This is a genomic window from Halomonas cerina (genome assembly GCF_014192215.1).
Taxonomy (GTDB): domain Bacteria; phylum Pseudomonadota; class Gammaproteobacteria; order Pseudomonadales; family Halomonadaceae; genus Halomonas; species Halomonas cerina.
Window position 1 is genome coordinate 99,283 of the sequence record NZ_JACHXP010000002.1, and the last position, 26,410, is coordinate 125,692.

A 26,410-nucleotide genomic window follows, 5' to 3' on the forward strand; every position below is an offset into this window, starting at 1 on the left:
CGTCTTGCCCCCGGTGCCCACCATTGCTGGGGGTTTGGAAATGAGCTCTAAACGATTGGGCAACACAGCTGGGCCGTCGGTGATCATTGCGGACTGGGAGCGCCAGGCATGCCCTGACGGAGCCGCTTGCGCTGTTCATCGGTCAGCAACTCCTGCATGGCGTTATGCAGGCGAACCCTGTCGGCCATCATCGTACCTTGAAGTTCGGCCAGTCGCGTGTGGATACGCTGCACTTCCTTGGGGTCGGGACGTTCTTGCTGCATAAGCTGTGTCAGCTCCTCGCGCAGCTTATGCACTTCCTCCATGCGGCCTTGCTGGACGGCATGGTATTGCTGACGCAGTTCCTGCATGGTACTGCGCTGCTCGTCATCCAGCAGTTGCCAGAGTCCACTACCGGCACCACCTCCCATTGCACCGGGGCCCATCTGGCCGTAGCCCGGCCCCATCATGCCGGGGCCCATCTGGCCGTAACCCGGCCCCATCATGCCGGGGCCCATCTGGCCGTAACCCGGTCCCATCATGCCGGGGCCCATCTGGCCGTAACCCGGTCCCATCATGCCGGGGCCCATCTGGCCGTAACCCGGCCCCATCATGCCGGGGCCCATCTGGCCGTAGCCCGGCCCCATCATGCCGGGGCCCATCTGGCCGTAGCCCGGCCCCATCATGCCGGGGCCCATCTGGCCGTAACCCGGTCCCATCATGCCAGGCCCCATCATGCCGGGGCCCATCTGGCCATGGCCCGGCCCCATCATGCCGTGGGCATGGGCGATCCCGGTGCCGGCGATCCCGAGGGTGAGCGCTAGGCCCAGGGCAAGCGTCTGTCGGCGAGTGCTCATGATCCAACTCCTCTCTGGCATAGGGAAGCGTGTGGCGGTGATGGTCGTCAGGTGATGACAGGGCTGCCGGTGCAGGGGATGCGCGGGCAGCGATCCTCAGCATAGTTCAGCCTGGTGGGATACGGTTTGATGAGCGTCAAGGGCTGGCTACTGTCGCAACATCATGCAGGTCGCCGATGCCATATGCAGGTATGCTCCCTATCAGAAGCCCTTGGCGACAAGGCCGGGGCTGGGCCCGGGATAGAGGACGCGTCACGAGGAGGGCGACATGAACGCCAGGAGCATTTTCGAGCAGTTGATGAAACAAGCCGCGGGCGGCGGCCGCCAGGGCGGAGGGCTGGATGTCCAGAAGTTGATGGGCAGTGTCTCCTCGAGCCTGGGCGGTGGTTCGACCTCTTCCGGCCGCAAGGGCCAGGAGAGCGGTGTCGACATGAAGAGCTTGTTGGGTGGCGGTGCCCTGGGAATGCTGGTCGGCTCCAAGCGGGGCCGCAAGCTCGGTGGCAAGGCCCTCAAGTACGGCGCCATCGCCGGCGTCGGCATGCTGGCCTGGAAGGCCTGGCAGAATGCGCGCGACGGCCAGTCCGCCGATGAGGCCCGGGAAGGCCGGCCCATGGAGCGGCTTGCGGGCCAGTCCCAGGAGGAGCGGAGCCTGGAGCTGTTGCAGGCGGTCATCATGGCGGCGCGGGCCGACGGTCACATCGACGATCAGGAACGCGCCCTGATCACCGAGCAGATCGATGCCCTGGGGGCCGATGCCGAACTCCACGACTGGGTGGAGCGCCAGCTGCAGGCGCCGCTGGACGCCGAGGCCCTGGCCCGCCAGGCCGACTCGCCCCAGGCGGCTCGGGAGATGTATCTGGTCAGCGTGGCGGTGATCGATGACCAGAACCCCATGGAGCGCGCCTGGCTCGACCAGTTGGCCGATGCCCTGGGGCTCGAGGCTGCGCTCAAGGCGGAGTTGGAACGCCAGGCCGTGGAAGCCGAGGGATAAAGGAGACCGTCATGGCACGTATCTATGAAGACAATTCACGTTCGATCGGCCGCACTCCCCTGGTGCGGCTCAACCGAGTCAACGAGGGGGCGACGATCTGGGCCAAGATCGAGGGTCGCAACCCCGCCTATTCGGTGAAGTGTCGCATCGGGGCGGCGATGATCTGGGACGCCGAGGAGCGCGGCACCCTCAAGCCAGGCATGACCATCATCGAGCCCACCAGCGGCAACACCGGCATCGCGCTGGCCTTCGTGGCCGCGGCCCGGGGCTACCCACTGGTGCTGACCATGCCCGCCTCGATGAGCCTGGAGCGGCGCAAGGTGCTTAAGGCTCTGGGGGCGGCGCTGGTCCTCACCGAGCCGGCCAAGGGCATGGCCGGGGCCATCGCCCGCGCCAAGGAGATCGTGGCGGAAGCGCCGGACCAGTACTTCCTGCCCCAGCAGTTCGAAAACCCGTCCAATCCGGCCATCCATGAGACCACGACCGGCCCGGAGATCTGGGAGGACACCGATGGCGAGGTCGATCTCTTCGTGGCCGGCGTGGGGACCGGCGGGACCCTGACCGGCGTCTGCCGGTATATCAAGCAGACCCAGGGCAAGGCGATCACCAGCGTGGCGGTAGAACCCACCGACTCACCGGTGATCACCCAGACGCGCGATGGCCAGGCGCCGACGCCGGCGCCCCACAAGATCCAGGGCATCGGGGCCGGGTTCGTGCCGGCCAACCTGGACATGTCGCTGGTGGACCGGGTCGAGACCGTGTCCAACGAGGATGCCATGGCCATGGCCCACCGCCTGATGCTTGAGGAAGGCATCCTCTGCGGCATCTCCTGCGGCGCGGCCGTGGTGGCCGCGGTGCGTATCGCCCGGTTGCCGGAGTACCAGGGCAAGAATATCGTGGTGGTGCTGCCTGACAGCGCCGAGCGCTATCTCAGCTCGACGCTCTTCGAGGGCCGCTTCGGAGAGCAGGAAACCGTGCCGTGATGGTCTCGGTCCTCGCCTCAGGCGGGGGCCGGCGGCAGGTTGGGCACCCAGTCGATGACCCCGAAGGTCTCCACGCCGATCCAGACCAGGAAGACCAGGTAGAGCGCAAGCAGGGCCACGCTCTCGACGCGCGAAAGGATCATCCGGGTGCGCATCATCAAAAACAGCACCACCGTGGCCGCGGTGAGGGCGGCCATCATCGGGGCGGCAACGGAGAAGTTCACCACCGCAGTGCCGGCGATCAGCACCCCGGCGGGGATGCACACCAGCAGGTCGAAGGTGTTGCTGCCCAGCACGTTGGCGATGCTGGTCACCCCGCGGCCCTGACGCGCGGCACGGATCGACACGAAGGCGTCGGGGATCGAGGTGCCGGCGGCCACCACGGTGATCCCCCACAGGAAGCTGGGGGTCTCGAAGATCTCGCCGAAGTGGAGGGCGGCCTGCACCAGTCCCTCGACGCCGATCACGATCACCACCAGCGATAGCGCCAGCCGGCCCCATTCGCGGCCGGGGCGGATATCGCCCTTGTCGACCTCCGTCTCGTGCTCCAGGGTGTCCTGGTACTGCACGAACAGGTAGAGCCCGTAGAGGGCCACTGGCATCAGGGCCAGGGCGCGTGTCATCTCGCCCTGGATCGTCCGGCTCTCGGATGCCAGGGGCTCGGGGGCCACAGGATGGTAGATGGCGGCGAAGGCAAAGGTCAGGGTCAGCACCGCCACCGCGATCATGTAGAACTGGGCTTCCTTGTAGACCAGGTCGCGATTGGCTTGCAGGGGAGTGGGGCTGGCCAGTCCCGAGAGGGCCGGGATCACCAGGATGTTGAACAGCGCCGAACCGACGATGGCGGCCACCCCGAGCTCGAACTCGCCGTGCAACAGGGTCGAGATCACCGTGGTGGAGAGCTCGGGAAAGCTCGACCCGATTGCCACCACGATGGCCCCTTGCACGATGTCCGGTAGCTCGTAGTAGGCCGAGAGCCGCTCGCTGGCGCGTTCTAGCAACCCGCTGCCCCGCCAGATGATCGCCGTGGCCACCACGGCCACCAGGGTCCAGGTCAGGATATCGACCATGGTGCCTCCTTGCACGTGGGAAACCCTGGCCGACGGTAACAGAAACAGGGCACCGCTTCCCGGCGGCGTCGCTTTCCGCGACCCGCCCCAGTCGCTAGAATGGTGGGTCCAGTCCTCGAGCCTCACCCGGCCCAAGACGCCGCGACTCCCCCGAGGCCGCCGTTTCCAACCGCAAGGATCCCGCGCTGCATGAGCTATCAGGTTCTGGCCCGCAAGTGGCGACCGCGTACCTTCCATGAACTGGTCGGTCAGGAACACGTCCAGCGGGCGCTGGTCAACGCCCTGGACCAAGGGCGGCTGCACCACGCCTACCTGTTCACCGGCACCCGCGGCGTGGGCAAGACGACGCTGGCGCGGATCCTGGCCAAGTGCCTGAACTGCACCGCCAAGGGTCGCGGCGACGAGGGCGTGACCTCGACCCCTTGCGGTGCCTGCGACAGCTGCCAGGCCATCGACGAGGGACGCTTCGTCGACCTGATCGAGGTGGACGCGGCCTCGCGTACCAAGGTGGAGGATACCCGCGAGCTGCTCGACAATGTGCAGTACGCGCCGACCCAGGGGCGCTACAAGGTGTACCTGATCGACGAGGTGCACATGCTCTCCACCAGCAGCTTCAACGCGCTGCTCAAGACCCTGGAAGAGCCGCCGCCCCACGTGAAGTTCCTGCTGGCGACCACCGACCCGCAGAAGCTGCCGCCCACGGTGCTGTCGCGTTGTCTGCAGTTCACCCTCAAGCACATGCCGCCGGAGCGTATCGTCGGCCACCTCGCCACGGTGCTCGAGGCCGAGGCGGTGCCCTTCGAAGAGAGCGCCCTGTGGCTGCTGGGCAAGGCCGCCGAGGGCTCCATGCGTGACGCCATGAGCCTCACCGACCAGGCCATCGCCTTCGGCCAGGGGGTGGTGCACCATGCCGATGTGGCGGCCATGCTGGGCACCCTCGACCATCGCCACGTGCTGGCGCTGCTCGAGGCCCTGGCCGAGGTGGACGCCGCCCGGGTGCTCGCCGAAGTGGCCGCCCTGGCCGAACAGGGACCGGACTTCGCCGCCGTGCTCGATGACGTGACCGGTGTACTGCATCGCCTGGCCATCGCCCAGATGGTGCCCGAGGCCCTGGACAACGGCCACGGCGACCGCGACGAACTGCTGGCCCTGGCCGGCCGCTTCACCGCCGAGGACATCCAGCTCTACTACCAGATCGGCATCCAGGGGCGGGGTGACATGACCCATGCCCCGGACCTGCGCACGGCCCTGGAGATGACCCTGCTGCGCATGCTGGCCTTCCGGCCCCAGGGCGTGCCCAAGCCGCCGCAGACCCCGCTGCCGATGCGTGGCCAGACGGCCCCCGGACAGGGCGAAAGCGGTGCCATGCCCGAGACGCGTCCGGCCCCCCAGGCCGCGCCCGATACCCCCCAAGACGCGGCACCACCGCCCTGGGTCGACCCGCTGCCAGAGACCGTACCCGAGCCCGAGGCGACACCGACAGCCTCGGCCACCGCCCGCACGGCGCCTGTGACGCCGGCCATGCCCGAGCCGGTCCCGGAGAGCCGCCAGCAGGACGGGACACCGGGGACGTCCAGCCCGCCGGTTTCTGCAGCGGTGTCGGCGCCTGTGGCCGAGGCGGCCATGGCGGCCGAACCGGCCGGCGAGGGGTCTGCCCCGGGGGCGCTGACCCACGCCGCCTGGCTCGAGCGCTTCGAAACCCTGGGCCTGGGCGGCCTAACCCGCAACCTGGCGGCCCATTGCGTGGTCGACAGTGATGACGGCGAGCGGTTGACCCTGCGCCTGGATCCTTCCCAGGCGGTGATGAATGCCGAGGTCCACGAGACCCGTATCCGCGAGGCGCTGGCGGCATCCGGCATCGAGCGTCGGCTGACGCTCGAGCCCGGTGACCTGCCCGAGGGGGTCGAGACACCCAGGCAACGCGCCGATCGGCTGACGGCGGAGCGTCACGCCCTGGCGGTTGAAGCCTTGCATCGCGACCCGCATGTACAGAAACTTCAGCAGGCCTTCGGCGCGCGGCTGATCGAAGCCACGGTCAAGCCCGCCGAACCCGAGGCGCGCGGCTGCTGAGCGCCGCCTGCGAACCACGACACCAGTCAACGACCACACCAATCGCGAGAGGTAATTCCCATGATGAAGGGTGGAATGGGCAACATCATGAAGCAGGCCCAGGAGATGCAGGAGAAGATGCAGCGCGCCCAGGAGGAGGTCGCCCGTGCCGAGGTGACCGGCGAGGCCGGGGCCGGCATGATCAAGGTGACCATGAACGGTCGCCATGACGTCAGCAAGGTCGATATCGACCCCAGCGTCATGGAGGAGGACAAGGAGTTGCTCGAGGACCTGCTGGCCGCCGCGGTCAACGATGCCGTGCGCAAGGTGGAGACCAACACCAAGGCCAAGATGGAGGAAGCCACCGCGGGCCTGAATCTGCCGCCCGGTTTCAAGATGCCGTTCTGAGCGACGCCGAGACGGATTGCCGATGAGCTTCTCTCCGCTGGTCGAGCGGCTGATGGAGACGCTGCGCGTGCTGCCGGGGGTGGGCCCCAAGACCGCTCAGCGCATGGCCATGCACCTGCTCGAGCGTGATCGCGATGGTGGCCGGCGGCTGGCCGAAGTGCTGGGCGTGGCGCTGGAGCGGGTCGGCTACTGTCGGCGCTGTCGTACCCTCACCGAGGAGGAGATCTGCACGCTGTGCCAGAGCGCGCGGCGTGACGATGCGGTGCTCTGCGTGGTGGAGTCCCCGGCGGATCAGCTGGCCATCGAGGAGGCCGGCGGCTACCGGGGCCGCTACTTCGTGCTGCATGGGCACCTCTCGCCGCTGGACGGTATCGGCCCCGAGGACATCGGCCTCGACCAGCTCGAGGGACGCCTCGCCGAGGGCGGTGTCGAGGAGGTGATCCTGGCCACTAACCCGACGGTGGAAGGCGAGGCCACCGCCCACTACATCGCCACCCAGCTCGCCCCGCTGGGTATCAAGCTCTCGCGGCTGGCCTATGGTGTGCCCATGGGCGGCGAACTCGAGTATGTCGATGGCGGCACCCTGAGCCGCGCCTTCAACGGCCGCCTGCCCTTCCGGGGCGAGTGAGCCCCGATACCCCTTTGCTTGCCGGACCCCCGCATGCCCCTGACCCCCGAAATACGCTGGATCGACACGCCCGACGCCCTGGATGCCGCCTGCGCCGAGGTGGCCAAGGCCGACGTGATTGCCCTGGATACCGAATTCTTCCGCGAGAAGACCTTCCATCCCGTGCCGGCGCTGATCCAGTTCACCGCCGGCGGTCCCGCCTACCTGGTGGACCCCCTCGAGGTCGCCTGTACCGAGGCCTTCCGTCGCCTGCTCGCCCAAGGGCCGCTCAAGCTGCTGCATGCTTCCAGTGAAGATCTGGAGGTCTTCGCCCACTGGGCCGGGGTAGCGGTGGCGCCGCTGGTGGATACTCAAATCGCCCAGTCGCTGCTCGGCGAGGTGCCCGCCATGGGCTACCAGAAGCTGGTCGAGTTCTGGGTCGGCGAGACCCTGCCCAAGGACGAGACCCGTTCCGACTGGCTCAAGCGCCCGCTCAGCGAGACCCAGCAGCGCTACGCCGCCCTCGACGTGGTCTACCTGCTGAAGGTGTGGCAGCACCAGCGTGAGGCATTGGAGCGTCGTGGCCGCCTGGCCTGGGTCGAGGCGGACTGTGCCGACCTGGTGGCCCAGGCCGCGCGCAGCCATGAGGCCGATGGCCAGTGGTACCGGCGCCATCGTCAGCTGTGGCGGCTCGCGCCCCGCCAGGTGGAAACCTACCGGCGCCTGACCCGCTGGCGTGAGGGGGAAGCCCGGCGCCGCGACCTGCCGCGGGGCTGGCTGGCGAAGGATGGCGTCCTCTATGCCATCGCCGAGGCGCTGCCGGAGAATCGCCACGAGCTAGCCCGTGTGGAGGGGGTCACCCCGCCCATGATCAAGCGCGAGGGTGATGCCCTGCTGCAGCGGGTGCGTGAGGTCCGCCATCTCGACGAGGCCGAACTGCCTCCGGCGCCGCTCTCGCCCATGGAGCCGGCGTTCAAGCAGCGTCTCAAGGCACTGAAGCGAGTGGTGAACGACGAGGCCGAGGAACTGGGTATCGCCCCGGAGGTGCTGCTGCGACGCCGCAGCCTGGAGGCCCTGGTGAGTGCCCACCTGCTGGATGAGCCGCTGCCGCTGCCCGATGGCTGGCGTGGCGAACGATTGAATGCGGGCCTCGAGGCGGCCCTGGACGAGGTGGCCAACTCATGAGTGACGACCGGATGCGCGGCGACAAGCTGCTCTGCGAGGTGTTCAAGAGCCCCCGCAAGGAGGAGATGTATCTCTACGTGGACAAACGCCAGGGGCTTGCCGAGGTCCCCGAGGCGCTGCTCGAGCGCTTCGGCCGGCCGCTGCCGGCGATGACCCTGATCCTCTCCCCGGAGCGGCGCCTCGGCCGGGCGACGGCCGCGGACGTGATGGCGGCCATCCGCGACAAGGGCTACTATCTGCAGTTGCCGCCCGCCAAGGAGGAGTACCTGCTGGATCTGTACAAGACCCCCAGCGAGGCGAAATACTAGGCTACGGGCTACGGGCTACGGGCTACGGGCTACGGGCTACGGGCGAGACAACTTTGCGATGAATCGCTCGCTGCCCGGGGCCCGCTGCTCGTGGCTTGTTTGCCACTGAACGACCGGCGACGGTGATGATGAGAGAACGATTCTGGGAGCGCTTCGATCTCGAGGAGCTCACCACCGAGGAGTGGGAGGCGCTGTGCGATGGCTGTGGCCAGTGCTGCCTGCTCAAGTTCCAGGACGAGGACACCGGCGACCTGGCGGTGCTCAACGTGGCCTGCGAGTTGCTGGACATCGGCTCCTGTCGCTGCGGCGATTATGCGAACCGCTTCGCGCGGGTGCCGGACTGCACGCAGCTAACCCCCGAGCGCATCGACGACTTTCGCTGGTTGCCCAAGTCCTGTGCCTACCGGCGGGTGGCGGAGGGGCGCAAGCTCGCCGCCTGGCACCCGCTGATCGCCGGCGGGCCCGAACGCATGCATCGCAAGGGCATCAGCGTGCGCAGCTTCGCGGTGTCGCAACGCGAGGTCCCCGAGGAAGAACTCGAGGACCATATCATCGCCATCCTGCCCATCGACGGGTGAGCGGCGGGGCCGGGCGGGCCTCAACTCTCGCGATTCTCCATGCCCAGCGCCCAGAGCAGGAAGGCGTCCTGGCGGGCGTTGTCGTGCCAGGCCTTGAAGCGGCCCGAGGCGCCACCATGGCCGGCGTCCATGTCGGTTCTGAGCAGCACCGGGCCACGCGCTGTGCCCAGTTCGGTAAGCCGGGCGTAGAGTTTGGCCGGCTCCCAGTAGGGCACCCGGGTGTCGTGCCAGCTGCCCTGCAGGAAGACCGCCGGCCAGGGCTGAGCGGTGAGGTTGTCTAGCGGCGAGTAGTCGCGAATGCGGCGACGGGTCTCGGGCTCGCGGGGGTCGCCCCATTCGGTGTACTCGGCGGTGGTCAGCGGCAGGTCGGGGTTTTCCATGGTGCGCAGCACGTCGACGAAGGGCACGTCGAGCACGGCGGCGCAGAAGGCCTCCGGGGCCAGGTTGAGGCTGGCGCTGACCAGCAGACCGCCGGCGCTGGCGCCATAAGCGGCGATCCGTTCGCCGTCGCTAAAGCCCTTGGCCACCAGGGCATCCCGGACAGCGAGGAAGTCGCGGAAGCTGTTCTGCTTGTGTTCCAGCTTGCCGGCCAGGTACCAAGGCTCACCGCGATCGCCGCCGCCGCGCACATGGGCCACGGCGAAGGCCACGCCACGGGCCAGGAGCTCCAGGCGCGCCACCGAGAACCAGGGATCGAGGACCTCGCCGTAGGCCCCGTAGCCATACAGCAGGGTGGGTAGGGGGTGACCGACCAGGTCGGCCCGCATGACCACCGAGACAGGAATGCGCTCGCCATCGTGGGCGCGGGCCCAGAGTCGCTCGCAGGCGAGCTGGTCGGGCCTCAGGTCGCCGTGGACGGGCTGCTGCTTGAGCCGACGGCGTTCGCCGCTATCGAGGTCGTGCTCGATCCAGGTCACCGGCAGCGTGAAGGACTCCTCACGCAACCGCAGGTGTCGTTCATCGAAATGGGGCGTATCGCCAAGCGCCACACTGCAGGGTGTTTCCGGCAATGGCAGGCGCTCGTCGCGAGTCAGGGCGTGGCCGGTATCGAGCTCGATGACCCGCAGGCGGACCTGCGCCTGGTGGTGGTCGCGCTCGGTGACCACCAGCCCCCAGGCAAAGGCATCGGCCCCTTCCAGGGTGGTGTCGTCCCGATGGGGAATCAGCGGCTGCCAGGTCTCGGCGTCGCCAGCCTGATCCAGTCGGGCCTCATCGGCCATGTCGAGCCGGAAGTGGGTGGCCTGGCGATTGTGCAGCACATAGAAATGGCCGGGACGATGATCGAGGGCGTACTCCACGCCGCTCTCGCGTCGCCGGAAACAGCGCGGGGGAGCCGCCGGGGTGCGCGCCGGGATCAGGTGACACTCGCTGGTGTCCTTGGAGGCGCTCTCCAGCACCAGCCACTCCCGGGAGCGGGTCTTGCCCAGTCCCACCCAGAACTCGGGGTCCTCCTCGCGAATCACCTGGACCGGTGTCCCGGCGGTCGGGGCCTCGCCCGACAGCTCTAGCGGCAGGCACCAGACGCTGTCGGGGCGCTGGGTCGCGTCGAAGCGGGTGAACAGCAGCGTGCGGTTGTCCTCGGCCCAGGTCAGCTCGGGACCGATCTCCTCCAGCAGCCGGACCGGGGTGCCGTCGGGCAGGCGCTTGAGCAGCAGCGCATAGGTCTCGCCGCCGCGGGTATCCTCGGTCCAAGCCAGCCACGCCTCGTCGGGAGAGAGGGCCATGTCGCCGATCTCGAGAAAGGGCGACTCGCTGGCTCGGGCCTGCAGGTCGAGGAAGCACTCGGCGGCCTCGGCATCGTCATTGGGGTGGCGCCACCAGACCGGGTAGTCGGCGTCGGCGGCCGTCTCGCTCCACACCGTGTAGTGGTCCAGGGGAGTCTTGAGCCCGTGGACGGCCAGCTCGCGACGCGCCAGGTGGCCATGGTAGAGCCGCTCGACGAGATCCTCGAAGGGGGCGAACCAGCGGCGCGACGCCGCGTTGGCGGCCTCGAGGAAGGCCGTCACCTCGGGGTCGTCACGCTGCTCTAGCCAGTGCCATTCGGGGTCGTCGGGACGCCGGAATCGGCTCACGGGGCTCGGTGCCGGAGTAGCGGTGGACTGGCTGGGGTCACGTGGTGGCTGTGCTTTCATGTGGCGGGATGTACCATACTCGATGTGATTTCAACAACGTGCGGCGTGGACGCACAGACGACGAGGTATTGATGCTGATCTCGGATTCGATGTCCCTACTATGGCTGGTCTATGCGGTATTGTCGCTGGTGGTCCTGCTGACCGGCTACCTGGGGCTGGCCTTCCTGCCCCGTCTGCCGCGCCTGGTGGTGACTTGGGCGGTAGCCGGGGTGATGTGGGTACCGGCAAGCTTCCGACTCCCCCTGTTGGAAGAGGGCGAGTTCTATACGGGGCTGGCGCCAGCCGTGGTGGTGGCCGCGATCACGTTCCTGGAGAACGATGCCGCGGCCATGCTGCCCGCCACGCTGTTGGTCGCGGCGGGGGCCCTGGTCGGTGCCTTGCTGGGTGGTCTGCTGGGCTGGCAAAGGCAACGCCGGGCCGAGGGGAAGACGCCTCATCGTCCGCGTGGCGCGACACCCAGCCAAAAGGACGAGGCCAGGCGTCGTGAGCCGGTGATCGGCTGAAGCACGGCGCGGGCCAAAGCGAGGGCGAGATGATAACGACGCGTGACATCTTCAGGCTGGTCGTTGGAGCCCTGACGCTGTGGGTCGGGCTCTGGGGAGGCGCTCTGGCGCCGGCCTGGGGGCAGGCCCTCGACGAGCAACCCGATGTCCGGGTGATGGTGGATGTCTCGGGAAGCATGAAGGAGCACGACCCGGAGCGGCTGGCCGTGAGTGCCATCGAACTGCTGGTGGCGCTGCTGCCCAGTGGCGTGAGCGCCGGTGTCTGGACCTTCGGCGAGGAGGTCGCCAACCCCTTGCCGCTGGGCGAGGTGGGGGAGGAGTGGCGTGACCAGGCCCTGGCCCTGCCCCCGGCCCTGCAGGCCTATCAGCAGTACACCGACATCGAGACGGCCCTGCGCCGGGCCGCCGCCCCCGAGGCCAGCGGCTGGCGACACCTGATCCTGCTGACCGATGGGGTCATCGACCTGCCGCCGGGGCGTGGCGACAAGCCGGCCATCGATGTTGCCTCCCGTCGCCGTCTGGTCGAGGAGCTGGCCCCCGAGCTGGCCCGTCAGGGCGTGGCGGTGCACGCCATCGCCTTCTCCGACGAGGCGGACCTGGCGCTCGTCGAGCGCCTGGCCCAGGTCAGCGGCGGCCTGGCCGCCGTGGTGGCGTCTCCCGAGGCGTTGCTGGGCGCCTTCCTGGATATCATCGAACGGATCTTTCCCGCCGACCAGGTGCCCCTGGAGAATGGTCGCTTCGTCATCGACGATGAGGTGGGCAGTTTCTCGGCCCTGGTGTTCCACGCGCCCGGTGACGCGCCGCTCTCCCTGGTGGCCCCGGACGGGACGCGCTATCGCGCCGAGGATGCCTCCGAGGCGCTGCGTTGGCAGGTGGAGCCGCGCTTCGATCTGATCCGCCGGACCGACCCGGCCGCCGGCGAGTGGCGTCTGGAGGGGCCGGTGGGCGATAAGAGCCGCATCAATGTCTCCTCGCCGGTGCATTTGCGGACATCGCCCCTGCCCGCCACCCTCTACCGCGGCTTCGAGGTGCCGGTGGAGGCCTGGGTGGAGAAGGACGACGGCCCCACCAGTGCCTTGCCGGAGGCGCTGTCGCTGTCGGTCTCCCTGCGCGATCAGGACGGCGAGGTGCAGTCCTCGATGGAGCTCACCGCGACGCAAGACGGGCGCTTCCGTGGCCGCCTGCCGGCCCCGGCGCTGACCGGCAATGCCAGTCTGGTGATCCGGGCCCGGGGGGAAGGGTTCGATCGGCAGCGGGTCCAGGCGGTGAACGTACTGCCGGCGATCGAGGTGGCCCACGATGCCCGCCTCGGCCGGGTCGAGCTGGTCGCCGAGCATCCCGGGCTCGATGCCGACAACACCGAGATCCGCGCCGAGCTACTGGGCGAGCCCCTGACGGCCGAGGTGGCCGGCCGGGCACGCTGGCATATCGTCCTGCCCGAACTCGACCCCGACGTTCGCCAGCCGTTGCGGCTGACCGCCAGGGTGACCCTGGGAGGCGAGACCCGTGAGCTGAGCTTCCCCCCGCTAATGCTGAACCCCGAGGGCCGCATCGGTATCGCCCAGACGGACCTTGCTGACCCCACCCTGACCGCCGAATCTCTGGCGGGAGACGCCGAGGACAGCCACCGTCGACCGGCCGTGCCCAATGCGGCGGACCGCTTCGTCGAGCTGGTCAATGCGGCGCCGCGTCAGGTGCTGGCCTGGTGGGAAGCGGGGCTGCCCGGGCTGACGCGCCTGTTGCGCGATCCTCGCCTGTGGGCGGTGGTGGCCCTGTGCCTGTTGCCGTTGCTGGTCCTGCCATGGGTGCGCCGTCGTCGCTCTTCCCCCACGCACAAGCGGGAGGAGCCCCATGTGTGAGCTGCTCGGGATGAGCGCCAACGTGCCGACCGACATCTGTTTCAGCTTCACCGGCTTCCTGCATCGGGGCGGTGGCACAGGACCGCACCGTGATGGCTGGGGCATCGCCTTCTATGAGCAGGGGGGCTATCGCGACTTCCGTGATCCTCATCCTTCGCTCCATTCGCCGATCGCCCGGCTGATCGGCGAGTATCCGATCAAGTCCCGTATCGTGATCAGCCATATCCGCCAGGCCAATGTGGGCCAGATCTGCCTGGCCAATACCCATCCCTTCACCCGCGAGATGTGGGGGCAACCCTGGTGCTATGCCCACAATGGCCAGTTGAGCAACTGGTCCGCCTTGCCCTTGACCTTCTATCGGCCGGTGGGCGGCACCGACAGTGAGCATGCCTTCTGCTGGCTGATGGGGGAGCTGCGTCGGGAGTTCCCCGAGCCTCCGGTTGACTGCCAGGCCCTCTGGCAGCGGCTCCATCGGCTATGCGAGCGGCTGCGCGGCCTGGGGGTCTTCAACCTGCTGCTGGCCGACGGCGACTACCTCTATACCTATTGCTCGACCAAGCTTGCCCATATCACCCGCCGGGCGCCCTTCGGACGGGCGAGCCTCTCGGACGCCGAGCTTACGGTGAACTTCGCCGAGCACACCACCCCCGACGATGTGGTATCGGTGATCGCTACCGAACCCCTTACCGACAATGAGGATTGGGTGCGTATGCGGCCGGGGGAGCTGCTGGTGTGGCGCGATGGCGTGATCGAGGCGCGCCTTGACGCCGCGCCTTGAAACACCGGTTGCAATCATTCGCTTTACGCCGGGCCAGCCAGCCGGATCCGCCAGGCCCGGACAGCAACGGACAACAAGGTCGACCCCGGATTCGACCGCACGTGGAGAGAGCCTTGATGAGCGAACATGCCACCCCTGCCATCCTGACCGGCCCGGCCCTGGAAGGCCTCGAGCAGTACGCCTCGGTAATGGATATCTTTCACGCCTCCGTCGAACGCTTCGCCGACAAGCCGGCCTTCAGTTGCATGGGGCGCATCCTGACCTATGCCGAACTCGATCGCCTCTCGGCCCATTTCGCGGCCTGGCTGCAGCACGCGACCGACCTTGAGCCGGGGGACCGCATCGCCATCCAGCTGCCCAACGTGCTGCAGTTCCCGGTGGCGGTGTTCGGCGCGCTGCGCGCCGGCCTGGTGGTGGTGAACACCAATCCGCTCTACACGGAGCGGGAGATGACCCACCAGTTCAAGGACTCGGGGGCCAAGGCCATCGTGATCCTGGCCAACATGGCCGACAAGCTCGAGAGGATCCTCGAGCGTACCGACATCCGCCACACGGTGGTGACCGAACTCGCCGACCTGCACGCCTTCCCCAGGCGACAACTGATCAATGCGGCGGTGAAATATGTCAAGAAGATGGTCCCCGCCTTCCGGTTGCCGGAGGCGGTGGCCTTCCGGGCGGCCCTGAAGCAGGGGGCGGGGCACGCGCATCGTGAAACCCGTCGCCAGGCCGACGATCTTGCCGCCCTGCAGTACACCGGCGGCACCACAGGGCTGCCCAAAGGGACCATGCTGACCCATCGCAACCTGGTGGCCAACATGCTTCAGGCGCGCCAGGCGATCGGCCCGGAACTCTCCGAGGGTGCCGAGACCATCATCGCACCGCTGCCGGTCTACCATATCTACACCTTCACGGTGAACTGCCTGTTCATGATGGAGACCGGCAACCATTCGGTGCTGATCCCCAATCCCCGAGACCTCGCCGGGTTCGTCAAGACACTGAAGGGGGTGTCCTTCACCGGCTTTATCGGCCTCAACACCCTGTTCAATGCCCTGTGCAACCGCGAGGACTTCCGCCGGCTCGACTTCTCGCGGCTGCACCTGACCATCTCCGGCGGCATGGCGCTGACCCGGGCCGTGGCCCAGCGCTGGGAGGAGGTCACCGGTTGTCCGGTCGCCGAGGGCTACGGGCTCACCGAGACCTCGCCCATCGTCAGTTTCAACCCCACCGATGCCATTCAGCTCGGCACCATCGGCAAGCCGGTGGCCGATACCTCGGTAAAGGTCGTGGACATGGACGGGCATGACCTGCCGGTCGACGAGGCCGGCGAGCTCTGCGTGAAGGGCCCCCAGGTGATGAAGGGCTACTGGCAGCGCGATAAGGAAACGGCAGAGACCCTCGATGCCGAGGGCTGGTTGCGCACCGGCGACATCGCCGTGTTGCAGGCGGATGGCTACATCCGCATCGTCGACCGCAAGAAGGACATGATTCTCGTTTCCGGCTTCAACGTCTATCCCAACGAGATCGAGGACGTCGTGACCATGCATCCTGACGTGGTGGAGGCGGCGGCGGTGGGCGTGCCGGACGAGGCCAGCGGCGAGGCGATCACGCTCTTCGTCGTGAGCCGGAATCCCGACCTCGACGCCAAGACACTGCGCACCTGGTGCAAAAAGGAACTCAGCGCCTACAAGGTGCCGAAGACCGTGGAGTTTCGCGAGGAGCTACCCAAGACCAATGTGGGCAAGGTCCTGCGCCGCCAGCTTCGCGAGGAACAGATGGAAAAGTCCGGATAACGGTGGCGACAGCGCGTGCGGCCCAGGACGCTGTCGTGTGTGGGAAAGGAGCCCATAGTCCCGATGTCGCCATGCCATAGTCAGTCTCAATGGTGGCGAGTAGGCGTGGCCGGCGTTGCGGCGTTACAATGCTCTGCCCGTTTCGCTACCGAAGCGGCCTATCGTTGTGACCTGGCCCTTCACCGCCTTCTCTGGAGTTCTCGAGCCCGACGTGACCACCGCCTCCCTCGATACCGCGACCCTTTCCGATGCCGACCGGCTCCGTGCCCTGCGCCGTGAGCTCGATGACGCCATGCGGCGTGACGTGCCGATCCTGGAGAAGCGCCTGAATGGCCTCGCCCGGCGCCTCAAGGAAGGTAAGCCCGTGGATCGTGGACTGGGTCAGGTCGAGGAAGCGCTGGCGCGCTCCCGGGGGCTGGTCGAGCGGCGCCGGGAGCGGCCGGTCACCCTGGATTACCCGCCCGAGCTGCCGGTGGCCGAGCGCCGCGCCGAGATCCTCGAGACCCTGCGCGACCACCAGGTGGTGGTGGTGGCGGGGGAGACCGGATCGGGCAAGACCACTCAGCTGCCCAAGCTCTGCCTGGAGCTCGGCCTGGGGCGACGCGGCCTGATCGGCCATACCCAGCCGCGGCGGCTGGCGGCCCGCTCGGTGGCCGCTCGCCTGGCCGAGGAGTTGGCCGTGCCCCTGGGCGAGCAGGTGGGCTACCAGGTGCGCTTCACCGACCAGAGCCGTGACGACACCCTGGTCAAGCTGATGACCGATGGCATCCTGTTGGCCGAGACCCGCCACGACCCGGACCTGCGCCGCTATGACGCCATCATCATCGATGAGGCCCACGAGCGCAGCCTCAACATCGACTTCCTGCTTGGCTACCTCAAGCGGCTGACCGTGCGACGCCCCGACCTCAAGGTGATCATCACCTCGGCGACCATCGACGTCGAGCGCTTCGCCGCGCACTTCGGCACTACCGATGCCACAGGCCACCATCGGCCGGCACCGGTGGTGGAGGTCACGGGCCGTACCTACCCGGTGGAGGTCCGCTACCGGCCCCTGGTACGCGAGGCCGAGGACGAGGAGGACCGCACCCTGCAGGAGGGCATCCTGCATGCGGTGGAGGAGATCGAGGCGATCGAGCGCGAGAAGCGCTGGTTCCAAGGCCCGCGGGACATTCTGGTGTTCCTCCCCGGCGAGCGCGAGATCCGCGAGACGGCCGACACCCTGCGCCGGGCCGACTTCAAGGGCACCGAGATCCTACCGCTCTACGCACGGCTCTCCAATGCCGAGCAGAATCGGGTCTTCGCATCCCATGCGGGGCGGCGTATCGTGCTCGCCACCAACGTGGCCGAGACCTCGCTGACCGTGCCGGGTATCCGCTATGTCATCGACCCGGGCCTGGTGCGCCTCAGCCGTTACAGCTACAAGGCCAAGATCCAGCGCCTGCCGGTGGAGCCGGTCAGCCAGGCCAGCGCCGACCAGCGCAAGGGGCGCTGCGGCCGGGTGGCCGAGGGGGTGTGCATCCGTCTCTATGACGAGGTGGACTATCTCGCCCGGCCGGCCTTCACCGACCCCGAGATCCGGCGCACCAACCTGGCCTCGGTGATCCTGTCGATGCTGTCACTGAAGCTTGGTGAGATCGAGGCCTTCCCCTTCGTCGACCCGCCCGATTCACGTTTCGTCACCGACGGTTTCCGGCTGCTCTTCGAGCTGGGCGCGGTGGACGCGGGCAACCGTTTGACGCCGCTGGGGCGCAAGCTGGCGTGGCTGCCCATCGATCCACGTCTGGCGCGCATGCTGCTGGCCGGGGCCGAGCAGGGCGGCTTGCGTGAGGTGTTGATCGTGGTCTCGGCGCTGGCGGTGCAAGACCCCCGCGATCGGCCGGCCGACAAACGCCAGGCCGCCGACCAGGCCCATCGCCGCTGGCAGGATCCCGACTCCGACTTCGTGGCGTTGCTCAACCTCTGGCACGGCTTCGAGGCCGCCCGCGAGGAGCTGTCGGGCAATCGCCTGCGGCGCTGGTGCAAGGATCACTACCTCAACTATCTGCGCCTGCGCGAGTGGCACGATACCTTTCGTCAGCTGCGTCAGTTGCTGCGTGACATGGAGATCGAGGTGCCGCCACCGTCGCCTCGCCCCGAGACCGGCGAGGAGAGTGAGCAGGCGTCGGCCGAGACCCGTCGCCGGAATGCCCAGCCACTGCACCAGGCGCTGCTGACGGGGCTGCTGTCCCACCTGGGCCTCGCCACCGAGAATCGCGAGTATCTGGGGGCGCGCAACCGCAAGTTCGTCATCCACCCGGGGTCGGGGCTGGCCAAGAAGTCCCCCAAGTGGGTGATGGCCTTCGAACTGGTGGAGACGTCGCGGCTCTTCGCCCGTACGGTGGCCAGGATCGAACCCCAGTGGATCGAGCCGCTGGCCGGCCACCTGGTCAAGCGCAGCTACGCGGAGCCGCATTGGGAAATGAAGCGCGCCCAGGTGGTGGCCTTCGAGCAGGTCACGCTGTTCGGGCTGCCGATCGTCAGCCGGCGCCGCGTCCACTATGGGCCCATCGCGCCTCGGGAATCCCGGGAGCTGTTTATCCGCCGCGCCCTGGTGGAGGGGGAGTTCAGGACCCGCGGTGCGTTCTTCGCCCACAACCGGGCGCTGATCGAGGAGGTCGAGGATCTCGAGGACCGGGCCCGTAAGCGTGATATTCTGGTCGATGAGGAGACCCTGTTCGCCTTCTATGACGAGCGCCTTCCCGAGGACATCCATACCGGCAAGGGCTTCGAGGCGTGGCGCAAGAAGGCCGAGGCCGAGAACCCCGATATCCTCAAGTTCGACCGTTCGGCCCTGCTGGCGCGGCACGCCGAGGAGGTCACCCGGGACGACTATCCGGATGAGCTCGTGCTGGGAGGCGTGCGCTACCCCCTCAGCTACCGTTTCGAGCCGGGCGCGGTCGACGACGGCGTGACCCTGACGGTGCCGGCGGCCATGCTGCCCCAGCTGCCGGTGGCGCGACTGGAGTGGCTGGTGCCGGGCCTGCGGCGCGAGAAGTGCATCGCGCTGATGAAGTCGCTGCCCAAGGCGATCCGCCGCCAGGTGGTGCCGATTCCCGACTGGGTGGATGCGGCGCTCGACGCCATGACACCGGACGATGTCCCGCTTACCGAGGCCCTGGGCGAGTTCCTGCGCCGCAAGACCGGGGTGCGCGTGCACCCGGATGACTGGCGCCTCGACCAGCTCGACCCCCACCTGGTGATGAACCTGCGGGTGGTGGATCATGAAGGCCGGGTGCTGGGACAGGGGCGCGATGCCCGCGAGTTGGAGCGCCGGTTCGAGGACGCCGCAGGGGAGGGGGCAAGGGCCCTGGCCATGCAGGCCAGTGGCGAAGGCGAGCTCACGGCGCTGCCCGAGACGCCACTGCCCGAATCGCGGGTCACCACCCAGGCCGGCATCCGGGTGGAGGCCTTCCCGGCCCTGGTGCCCGAGGATGGCGCCTTCCGGGTCGAGCTCTTCGACCATCCCGACAAGGCGCGTGAGGCACACCGGCAGGGCGTGGTGCGTGCGGCCATGGACCGCGTGCCGGACCAGGTGCGGGCCATCGAGCGGCTCAAGGGGCTCGAGACCTGCGCGCTGCTGTTTGCCAAGGTGGGCAGCAAGCGGCAGCTGATCGACGACGTGGTCTCCGCCGTCTTCCGGCAGGTGGTGGCCACGGACCCCCTCCCGCGCTCGAGAAGCGAGCTGGAGGCGCGTCTCGAGTCGACGCGGGCCGATCTGCTGCCCCGGGCCGAGGCGCTGGTCGACACGCTCAGGCAGGCGCTGGAAGGGCATCTGGGGGTGACCAAGGCGTTGAAGGGGAACCTCAACCTGTCATTGGCGCTGGTATACAGTGATTTGAAGGCCCAGATGCAGCGTCTGGTACATCCCGGCTTCGTCAGTGAGGCGGGGGCGTGGCTGGCGGAATATCCCCGCTACATGGAGGCCGCGATGATCCGCCTGGAGAAGGCGCCCCGGGAGCGCATGCGTGACCAAATGCACATGCAGCAGGTGCAGGAGTTCGAGGCCCGCCTGGCGGCTCGCCGCGAGAGCGAGCGTCGGGGGGGCGTAGAGGATCCGGCACTGCGCGAGTTTGGCTGGTGGATCGAGGAGTTGCGTGTCTCGCTCTTCGCCCAGCAGCTGGGGACCTGCATGCCGGTATCGGTGAAACGCCTGGAGCGTCGCTGGACCGAGCTCACGGGGGGACGGTCATGAAGTGGCCCGCCATCATTCCCGACCCTGGTCCTCGTCCCCGGGCAGCAGGGTCGCTCATCGCTGTCTGTCTCGATCGCGACGATCCGGTTGCCGGTCGTGTCATGGTGTGTCGCCGATGACAACAGGGACAATGAACATGCGCAAGGAGGCCCTCGAGCCCATGAAACGATGCTCTTTCGCCGGCTGCCGTGGCCTGCTGGCCACCCTGGCGCTGGTCGCCCTGACCGGCTGTGCGACGACCGGAGGCGCTGAACCGCGCAATCCCGACGACCCCTGGGAAGGCTTCAATCGCCGGGTCTTCGCCTTCAACGAGGTCGTCGATCGCTATGCGCTCAAGCCCGCGGCTCAAGGGTACCGCTTCGTGACGCCCGATCCGGTCGAGACCAGCGTGGGCAACTTCTTCACCAACCTCGGTGAGTTGCGCACCGCGCTCAACAGCCTGCTGCAGGGCAAGGGAAGCAATGCCAGCATCGCGACCGGCCGTTTTTTGATCAATTCCACCGTCGGGGTGGCGGGGGTCTTCGACGTGGCCTCTCGCCTGGACATCACCGGCCGGGAAGAGGACTTCGGCCAGACCCTGGCGGTGTGGGGGCTGGACCGGGGGCCCTATCTGGTGCTTCCCTTTCTGGGGCCGAGCACGGTGCGCGATACGGCCGGCCTGCCAGTGGACGCCTATACCTATCCCCTCACCTATGTGGAGGAGGACAAGGTGCGCATCGGGCTGACGGCACTGCGGGTCATCGATACCCGGGCCGGGCTGCTCGACCAGGAGAAGCTGATCCGCGGGGATCGCTACAGCTTCATTCGCGACAGCTGGCTCCAGCAGCGTCGCTTCGAGGTCAAGGACGGCGAACTCGGCGAGGATCCCTTCGCCAGCGATGATTTCGACTTCAACGAGTCGGATTTCGCCGACTGAGGCAGAGACACATGCAGGGTGCCAAGCTACTGATCGGTGTGATCGACGAACCCGGCGAGGCGCGTGATGCGCTCACCGAGACCATCGCTCGGGATGGCCTGGCGGTATACGCCGCGGAGAGTGCCGAAGCCTTGCCGCCGGAGACCGTGATGATCGTGGCCCATTCGCGGGCGGTACCCCCCAACGAATGGCCGCGGCTCGCCGAACGCTTGCCCACCCTGGTGGTCAGCGAGGACCGTCAGGATGCGGATCTGTTTCAGGCCGTGGATGCCGGTATGGTCGACTATGTGGTCGAACCGCTACGACACGGTCACCTGCTGCGCCGGATGATCCGTCGTGTCATCGAGGTGCGTCGACTGGCGGCAGAGCGTGAGCGGGATCGCGCGCGCCTGACCGAGCTTAATGAGAGCCTGGAGACGCATCTCGCCATGTTGCGCCTGGATCAGCAGGCGGGGGGACAGATCCAGCGCAAGCTGCTGCCGGCACATCCCCAGACGGTCAATGGCGTGACCTGTGATTACTGGCTGGCGCCGTCGCTCTACCTATCCGGGGATTTCCTGGACTTCCAGCGCTTCGATGACCGCTATACGTTATTTTATTTCGCCGATGTTTCCGGGCACGGCGCCTCATCGGCCTTCGTGACCGTGCTGCTCAAGTATCTCTTCAATCGCTGGCAGACCGAGTGGGACGGCAACGACCCGGAGGCCCTGCCGGGACGCTGGCTGGCGGCCCTGAATCGCGAGTTGCTGGATACGGGGATCGGCAAGCATGCGACCCTGTTCCTCGGGGTGATTGACCGCCGGCACCGCTACCTCCACTATTCACTCGGCGCGCCGCTGCCCAAGCCCCTCCTGGATGTCGAAGGCAAGGTTTACTCGCTGACCGGTGAAGGGATGCCGGTGGGCCTGTTTCCGGGAGTGGAATACCCTCAGCTGGGCTGCGAGCTGCCGACGAACTTCCGGCTATGGCTGTGTTCGGATGGGATACTGGAGTGCCTGCCGGGTGAGACACTCGACAGGCGGCTCAGGGAACTCGAGCGACGGGTACAGGTCAGCAACACCCTGGCCGATTTCAAGAACAGTCTTGAACTGGGGCGAGTGGCAGATGATGATGAGGTAGATAGCGTCGAGGACGCCTCCGGTCATGAAGAACTGCCCGATGACCTGACGATCATGATGTTGAGCGGATTTAGTAATGATCAACCCTGAAGGCGGCCGCATCAAGGCGGCATTCGATTCCGGAGTTTTCGTGCTCAAGCTGTGTGGTGACGTGCGCCTGACGCTCTGTGCCACCCTGGACACCCAGGCCCAGCGGCTGGCGAATACCCCCGGTCTCGAGACGGTAATGATCGACCTGCGTGAGGCCACCAATGTGGACTCCACGGCCCTGGGCTTTTTGGCCAAGGTGGCGATGGCCCTCAAGGGACGCCTCGAGCAGCCTCCGACCATCATTGCCGACAATCCGGATGTGCGACGCATGCTCGATGTCATGGGCTTTTCCAGTTTCTTCACCTTGGTCGATGCCCCGGTCACCGAGGTCAGCGAGCTGCACGACCTGCCCGCCGTGCCGGCCGACGAGCACGAGATGCACCAGCGCATCCTCGAGGCACACCGTATCCTGATGCACATGAACGAGCATAATCGCGAGGAGTTCCAGCCTCTGGTGGAGATGCTCGAGGCCCAGAAAGCCGCCTCCTCGAACCACCATTGACGCCATGCCGAGGGGGACCCTCGGCAACCACCAACCTTCCGCTGGACCAGCCCATCTCATCTCAGCCCTGGCGTAGCTCGCCCAGCAGTGCCTCCAGCTTGCGCTGATCCGCCATGAACTTGCGGATGCCCTCGGCCAGCTTCTCGGTGGCCATGGCATCCTCGTTGAGCGCCCAGCGGAACTCCGCTTCGTCCTGGGGCTCGGGGGCTCGCGTCTCGGCGTCGAGCGGGGTCAGCCGTCGTGCCAGCGTGCCCCGGCTCTCGGCCAACTCCCCGAGCAGAGCCGGAGAGATGGTCAGGCGATCGCAGCCGGCCAGCGCCTTGATCTCGCCGCTGTTGCGGAAACTGGCCCCCATGACGATGGTGTGATAGCCGTGTCCCTTGAGGTGCTCGTAGATACGCTTCACCGACTGCACGCCGGGGTCGTTGTCACCGCTGAAGTCGGCTTCGGGGTCATGGGCCCGATGCCAGTCCAGAATCCGGCCGACGAAGGGCGAGACCAGCGTCGCCCCGGCATCGGCGCAGGCCCGGGCCTGGGTGAAGCTGAACAGCAGCGTCAGGTTGGTATGGATGCCTTCGCGCTCCAGGACACGGGCCGCGCGGATGCCTTCCCAGGTCGAGGCCACCTTGATCAGGATACGTTCCGGGCTGACGCCGTGGCGGCCATAGCGCTCGACGAGCGAACGCGCCCGCGCCAGGGTGCCGTCGGTATCGAAGGAGAGCCGGGCGCTGACCTCGGTGGACACGTAGCCGGGCACCAGCTCGCAGATCTCGCTGCCGATCTCCACCGCCACCGCGTCCAGGGCGTCGTCGATATCGGTGGCATGGCGGGCGAGCTCGGTCAGGCGCTGATGCCGTCCTGCCTGCTGGGCCGCCTGAAGAATCAGCGAGGGGTTAGTCGTGGCATCGGTGGGCTGGAAACGGCGGATCGTCTCCAGGTCGCCGGTATCGGCTACCACCGTGGTCATGGATTTCAGCTGGGAAAGCAGGTCGTCTGCCATGGGCGAAGGTCCTTCGTTAGGATCTGGCTGTCACTCTAGCAAGGCCAAATGAGCGAATATAGGCAGGGCCGGCATCGGCGCTCGATTCGGGTTACCATTAGCCGCCTATCTGCTGTCCCGTCAGGAGGCCCCTTGACCCTCGATGCACGCCGCGTGGCCCTGCTGGTCGCCGCCAACACGGCCCTCGCCCCCTTCGCCATCGATGCCTACCTGCCGGCCATGGCGGCCTTGGCCGAGGCGGTCGAGGCGAGCATCCATCATACCGAGCTGTCGCTCTCCACCTTCCTGGCCGGCTTCGCTCTGGGGCAGCTGCTGTTCGGGCCGCTCTCCGATCGCCTGGGGCGCAAGCCGGTGCTGCTCGGGGGGCTGGTGGCCTTCCTGCTGGCCAGCCTGGTGATCACCACGGTGGACACCCTGCCCGAGCTGCTGGGCTGGCGCTTCCTGCAGGCCCTGGGAGGCGGGGCCAGTGTGGTCAATTCCGCCGCCATCGTGCGCGACTGCTTCAGCGGGCGCGAGGCGGCCCGGGTGATGTCGACCATGGCGATGATCATGATGCTGGCGCCACTGGCGGCGCCGGCGGTGGGCAGCGGGCTGCTCTACCTGGCCGACTGGTGGCTGATCTTCGTCTTCCTGGCGGTCTATGCGGCCTTCCTGCTGTGGCTGATGGGCACCCGGCTGCCCGAGACCCGGGCGCCGAACCAGCAGGTAGCGTCGCCGCGCCAGGTGCTCGCCAACTATGCCAGTGTGCTGCGCCACCGGGAGGCGATGGGCTATATCTGTGCGGCCTCGATGTCGTTTGCCGGCCTGTTTGCCTTCATCACCGCCTCGCCCTTTCTCTATCTGGAGCACTTCAGCCTCACGCCGGCGTACTACCCGCTGGTCTTCGGGGCCAACGTGGTGACCATGGCCGCGTCCAACCGGCTCAACATCCGCTTGCTGGGGCGGCGCTCCCCCCAGCAGAACCTGCGCCTGGGGCTCGGCATCCAGCTCGCCGCCGCTGGCGGGCTGGTGGTCATGGTGGCCACCGGCCTGGAGTCGCTGTGGACGGTGGTACCGCTGATCATGCTGTTCGCCGGGACCATCGGCCTGGTGGCGCCCAATGCGATCTCGTCGCTGCTGGACCACTTCCATCACATGAGCGCCACCGCCGCGGCCCTCCAGGGCACCATCCAGTTCTCCTGCGGGGCGCTGGCCGGGGTACTGGTGGGGGCCTTCGAGGTGGACAGCGCCTGGCCCATGGTGCTGACCATGCTGGGGGCGGCGCTGGTGGGCAACCTCGGGCTGCGTGTCCTGGCGGGCCGTGCCGGGCATGAGTGACCTCGGTGCAGGCCAGGGCGTACAGGCGTCAGCGATCTCCCGGTTGTCATGAGGCTGTCACTTTCGTGGGGCATCGTGAGTCTCGCGAAGGACGAACACTTCTCTCAACAGGAGCTCTCTCCATGAACCGCATCCTCAAGCACCGTGCTTTCAAGACCACGGTCATCGCTGCCACCGTCATGGGGGTGGTCGGTGTCGCGCAGGCCCGTGATCAGATCCGTATCGTCGGCTCCAGTACCGTCTATCCGTTCGCCAGCTATGTCACCGAGGAGTTCGGTGCGGTGACCGACTACCCGACCCCGGTCATCGAGTCCACCGGGTCGGGCGGCGGCATCCGCCTGTTCTGCAACGGTGTGGGGGAAGGGACGCCGGACATCTCCAACGCCTCACGGCGCATCAAGCTCACCGAGCTGGAGCGCTGCCAGGAGAACGGCGTGACCGATGTCACCGAGGTCAAGATCGGCTCCGACGGGATCGTCTTCGCCCAGTCCAGCCAGAACGAGGCCCTGGACCTGACCCTCGAGCAGCTGTTCCTGGCCGTGGCCGCCCAGGTGCCGGTGGACGGCGAACTGGTCGACAACCCCTACGAGGAGTGGAGCGATATCGATTCCGCCCTGCCGGATCGCGAGATCTCCATCTACGGCCCGCCCAGCACCTCGGGTACCCGTGACGCCTTCGAGGAGCTGGTGATGGAGTCAGTCTCCGAGGAGATGGAGGCTTACGGCGGTGAAGGCTACACCGAGATCCGTGCCGATGGCGCCTACATCGATGCCGGCGAGAACGACAACCTGATCGTCCAGCGCCTCACCGAGGACACCGATGCCTTCGGCATCTTCGGCTACTCTTTCCTGGTCGAGAACCCCAATGCGCTGGTCGCCTCCAGCATCGATGGCGTCGAGCCCGAAGCCGAGGCCATCAGCGCCGGCGACTACCCGATCGCCCGTTCGCTGTTCTTCTACGTCAAGAACCAGCATGCCGAGGACGTGCCGCCGCTCTATGACTATGTCGACATGTTCGTGTCCGAGACCATGATCGGCGAGGGGGGTTACCTGACCGACCTCGGCCTGATTCCGCTGCCGGAGGCCGAGCGCGAGCAGACCCGCGAGAAGGTCGCCGAGCGCGCCCAGCTGCAGGTGTCCGACCTGTAAGCTAGCTTTCG

At 67.4% G+C, this 26,410-nt stretch carries 22 protein-coding genes; 18 read left to right on the forward strand and 4 right to left on the reverse strand.

Annotated elements, in window-relative coordinates:
* Window positions 1–83: 83 nt before the first annotated feature.
* The gene (locus FHR94_RS02445; RefSeq protein WP_183324028.1) at window positions 84–836 is read right to left on the reverse strand and encodes a Spy/CpxP family protein refolding chaperone; all 753 of its coding nucleotides are present in this window, start codon (window positions 834–836) and stop codon (window positions 84–86) included.
* Window positions 837–1,104: 268 nt separating this feature from the next.
* Here FHR94_RS02445 and FHR94_RS02450 point away from each other — a divergent pair, with 268 nt between their 5' ends.
* Both FHR94_RS02450 and cysK read left to right on the forward strand, forming a co-directional pair.
* The gene (locus FHR94_RS02450; protein WP_183324029.1) at window positions 1,105–1,827 is read left to right on the forward strand and encodes a tellurite resistance TerB family protein; all 723 of its coding nucleotides are present in this window, start codon (window positions 1,105–1,107) and stop codon (window positions 1,825–1,827) included.
* An 11-nt stretch (window positions 1,828–1,838) separates the two neighbouring features.
* Window positions 1,839–2,810 carry a cysteine synthase A gene (gene cysK / locus FHR94_RS02455; protein ID WP_183324030.1) on the forward strand — a complete coding sequence of 324 codons (972 nt, stop codon included), beginning with the start codon at window positions 1,839–1,841 and terminating at the stop codon, window positions 2,808–2,810.
* A gap of 17 nt (window positions 2,811–2,827) precedes the next feature.
* Here the strand turns inward: cysK and FHR94_RS02460 are convergent, their stop codons facing one another.
* A complete protein-coding gene (locus FHR94_RS02460) occupies window positions 2,828–3,880 on the reverse strand; it encodes a sodium:calcium antiporter (RefSeq protein WP_183324031.1) in 1,053 nt (350 codons plus the stop codon).
* 189 nt (window positions 3,881–4,069) lie between these two features.
* Between FHR94_RS02460 and dnaX the strand changes: the two genes are divergently transcribed.
* The 6 genes from dnaX to FHR94_RS02490 all read left to right on the forward strand — a co-directional run bounded on the left by dnaX (window position 4,070) and on the right by FHR94_RS02490 (window position 9,015).
* Window positions 4,070–5,950 carry a DNA polymerase III subunit gamma/tau gene (gene dnaX / locus FHR94_RS02465; protein WP_183324032.1) on the forward strand — a complete coding sequence of 627 codons (1,881 nt, stop codon included), beginning with the start codon at window positions 4,070–4,072 and terminating at the stop codon, window positions 5,948–5,950.
* Between the two features lie 60 nt (window positions 5,951–6,010).
* On the forward strand, window positions 6,011–6,337 hold the full coding sequence (locus FHR94_RS02470; protein WP_183324033.1) for a YbaB/EbfC family nucleoid-associated protein: 327 nt from the start codon (window positions 6,011–6,013) through the stop codon (window positions 6,335–6,337).
* 22 nt (window positions 6,338–6,359) lie between these two features.
* Complete coding sequence (gene recR, locus FHR94_RS02475) at window positions 6,360–6,965, forward strand: recombination mediator RecR (RefSeq protein ID WP_183324034.1); 606 nt, start codon at window positions 6,360–6,362, stop codon at window positions 6,963–6,965.
* Between the two features lie 33 nt (window positions 6,966–6,998).
* Window positions 6,999–8,129, forward strand: a complete 1,131-nt coding sequence (gene rnd / locus FHR94_RS02480) for a ribonuclease D (RefSeq protein WP_183324035.1) — start codon at window positions 6,999–7,001, stop codon at window positions 8,127–8,129.
* The gene (locus FHR94_RS02485) at window positions 8,126–8,437 is read left to right on the forward strand and encodes a YcgL domain-containing protein (RefSeq protein WP_183324036.1); all 312 of its coding nucleotides are present in this window, start codon (window positions 8,126–8,128) and stop codon (window positions 8,435–8,437) included. Before rnd ends, FHR94_RS02485 begins: the two co-directional genes overlap by 4 nt.
* A 128-nt stretch (window positions 8,438–8,565) precedes the next feature.
* Window positions 8,566–9,015: a YcgN family cysteine cluster protein gene (locus FHR94_RS02490; RefSeq protein WP_183324208.1), complete on the forward strand. Its 450-nt coding sequence runs from the start codon at window positions 8,566–8,568 to the stop codon at window positions 9,013–9,015.
* Between the two features lie 20 nt (window positions 9,016–9,035).
* Here FHR94_RS02490 and FHR94_RS02495 read toward each other — a convergent pair whose 3' ends face one another.
* Complete coding sequence (locus FHR94_RS02495; RefSeq protein WP_183324037.1) at window positions 9,036–11,147, reverse strand: S9 family peptidase; 2,112 nt, start codon at window positions 11,145–11,147, stop codon at window positions 9,036–9,038.
* 71 nt (window positions 11,148–11,218) lie between these two features.
* On the opposite strand from FHR94_RS02495, the gene FHR94_RS02500 reads away from it, so the two are divergent.
* From FHR94_RS02500 to FHR94_RS02535, 8 genes are all read left to right on the forward strand, one after another.
* The gene (locus FHR94_RS02500) at window positions 11,219–11,650 is read left to right on the forward strand and encodes a hypothetical protein (RefSeq protein WP_183324038.1); all 432 of its coding nucleotides are present in this window, start codon (window positions 11,219–11,221) and stop codon (window positions 11,648–11,650) included.
* 29 nt (window positions 11,651–11,679) lie between these two features.
* On the forward strand, window positions 11,680–13,509 hold the full coding sequence (locus tag FHR94_RS02505) for a vWA domain-containing protein (protein ID WP_183324039.1): 1,830 nt from the start codon (window positions 11,680–11,682) through the stop codon (window positions 13,507–13,509).
* A complete protein-coding gene (locus FHR94_RS02510; RefSeq protein ID WP_183324040.1) occupies window positions 13,502–14,287 on the forward strand; it encodes a class II glutamine amidotransferase in 786 nt (261 codons plus the stop codon). The genes FHR94_RS02505 and FHR94_RS02510 overlap by 8 nt, the downstream gene beginning before the upstream one ends.
* A gap of 116 nt (window positions 14,288–14,403) precedes the next feature.
* Window positions 14,404–16,077: an AMP-binding protein gene (locus tag FHR94_RS02515; RefSeq protein WP_183324041.1), complete on the forward strand. Its 1,674-nt coding sequence runs from the start codon at window positions 14,404–14,406 to the stop codon at window positions 16,075–16,077.
* A 211-nt stretch (window positions 16,078–16,288) separates the two neighbouring features.
* Entirely contained in the window at window positions 16,289–20,308 is a 4,020-nt protein-coding gene (hrpA, locus tag FHR94_RS02520; RefSeq protein ID WP_183324042.1) for an ATP-dependent RNA helicase HrpA, read from the forward strand.
* Between the two features lie 160 nt (window positions 20,309–20,468).
* Window positions 20,469–21,224, forward strand: a complete 756-nt coding sequence (locus tag FHR94_RS02525) for an MlaA family lipoprotein (protein ID WP_221188335.1) — start codon at window positions 20,469–20,471, stop codon at window positions 21,222–21,224.
* Between the two features lie 11 nt (window positions 21,225–21,235).
* Entirely contained in the window at window positions 21,236–22,432 is a 1,197-nt protein-coding gene (locus FHR94_RS02530; protein WP_183324044.1) for a PP2C family protein-serine/threonine phosphatase, read from the forward strand.
* Window positions 22,419–22,934: an STAS domain-containing protein gene (locus tag FHR94_RS02535; RefSeq protein ID WP_183324045.1), complete on the forward strand. Its 516-nt coding sequence runs from the start codon at window positions 22,419–22,421 to the stop codon at window positions 22,932–22,934. Before FHR94_RS02530 ends, FHR94_RS02535 begins: the two co-directional genes overlap by 14 nt.
* A gap of 61 nt (window positions 22,935–22,995) precedes the next feature.
* Here the strand turns inward: FHR94_RS02535 and tal are convergent, their stop codons facing one another.
* Complete coding sequence (tal, locus tag FHR94_RS02540; RefSeq protein WP_183324046.1) at window positions 22,996–23,934, reverse strand: transaldolase; 939 nt, start codon at window positions 23,932–23,934, stop codon at window positions 22,996–22,998.
* A 132-nt stretch (window positions 23,935–24,066) separates the two neighbouring features.
* Here tal and FHR94_RS02545 point away from each other — a divergent pair, with 132 nt between their 5' ends.
* Window positions 24,067–25,251 carry a Bcr/CflA family multidrug efflux MFS transporter gene (locus tag FHR94_RS02545; RefSeq protein ID WP_183324047.1) on the forward strand — a complete coding sequence of 395 codons (1,185 nt, stop codon included), beginning with the start codon at window positions 24,067–24,069 and terminating at the stop codon, window positions 25,249–25,251.
* Window positions 25,252–25,373: 122 nt separating this feature from the next.
* The gene (locus FHR94_RS02550; RefSeq protein WP_183324048.1) at window positions 25,374–26,399 is read left to right on the forward strand and encodes a substrate-binding domain-containing protein; all 1,026 of its coding nucleotides are present in this window, start codon (window positions 25,374–25,376) and stop codon (window positions 26,397–26,399) included.
* The last annotated feature ends 11 nt before the right edge of the window (window positions 26,400–26,410 follow it).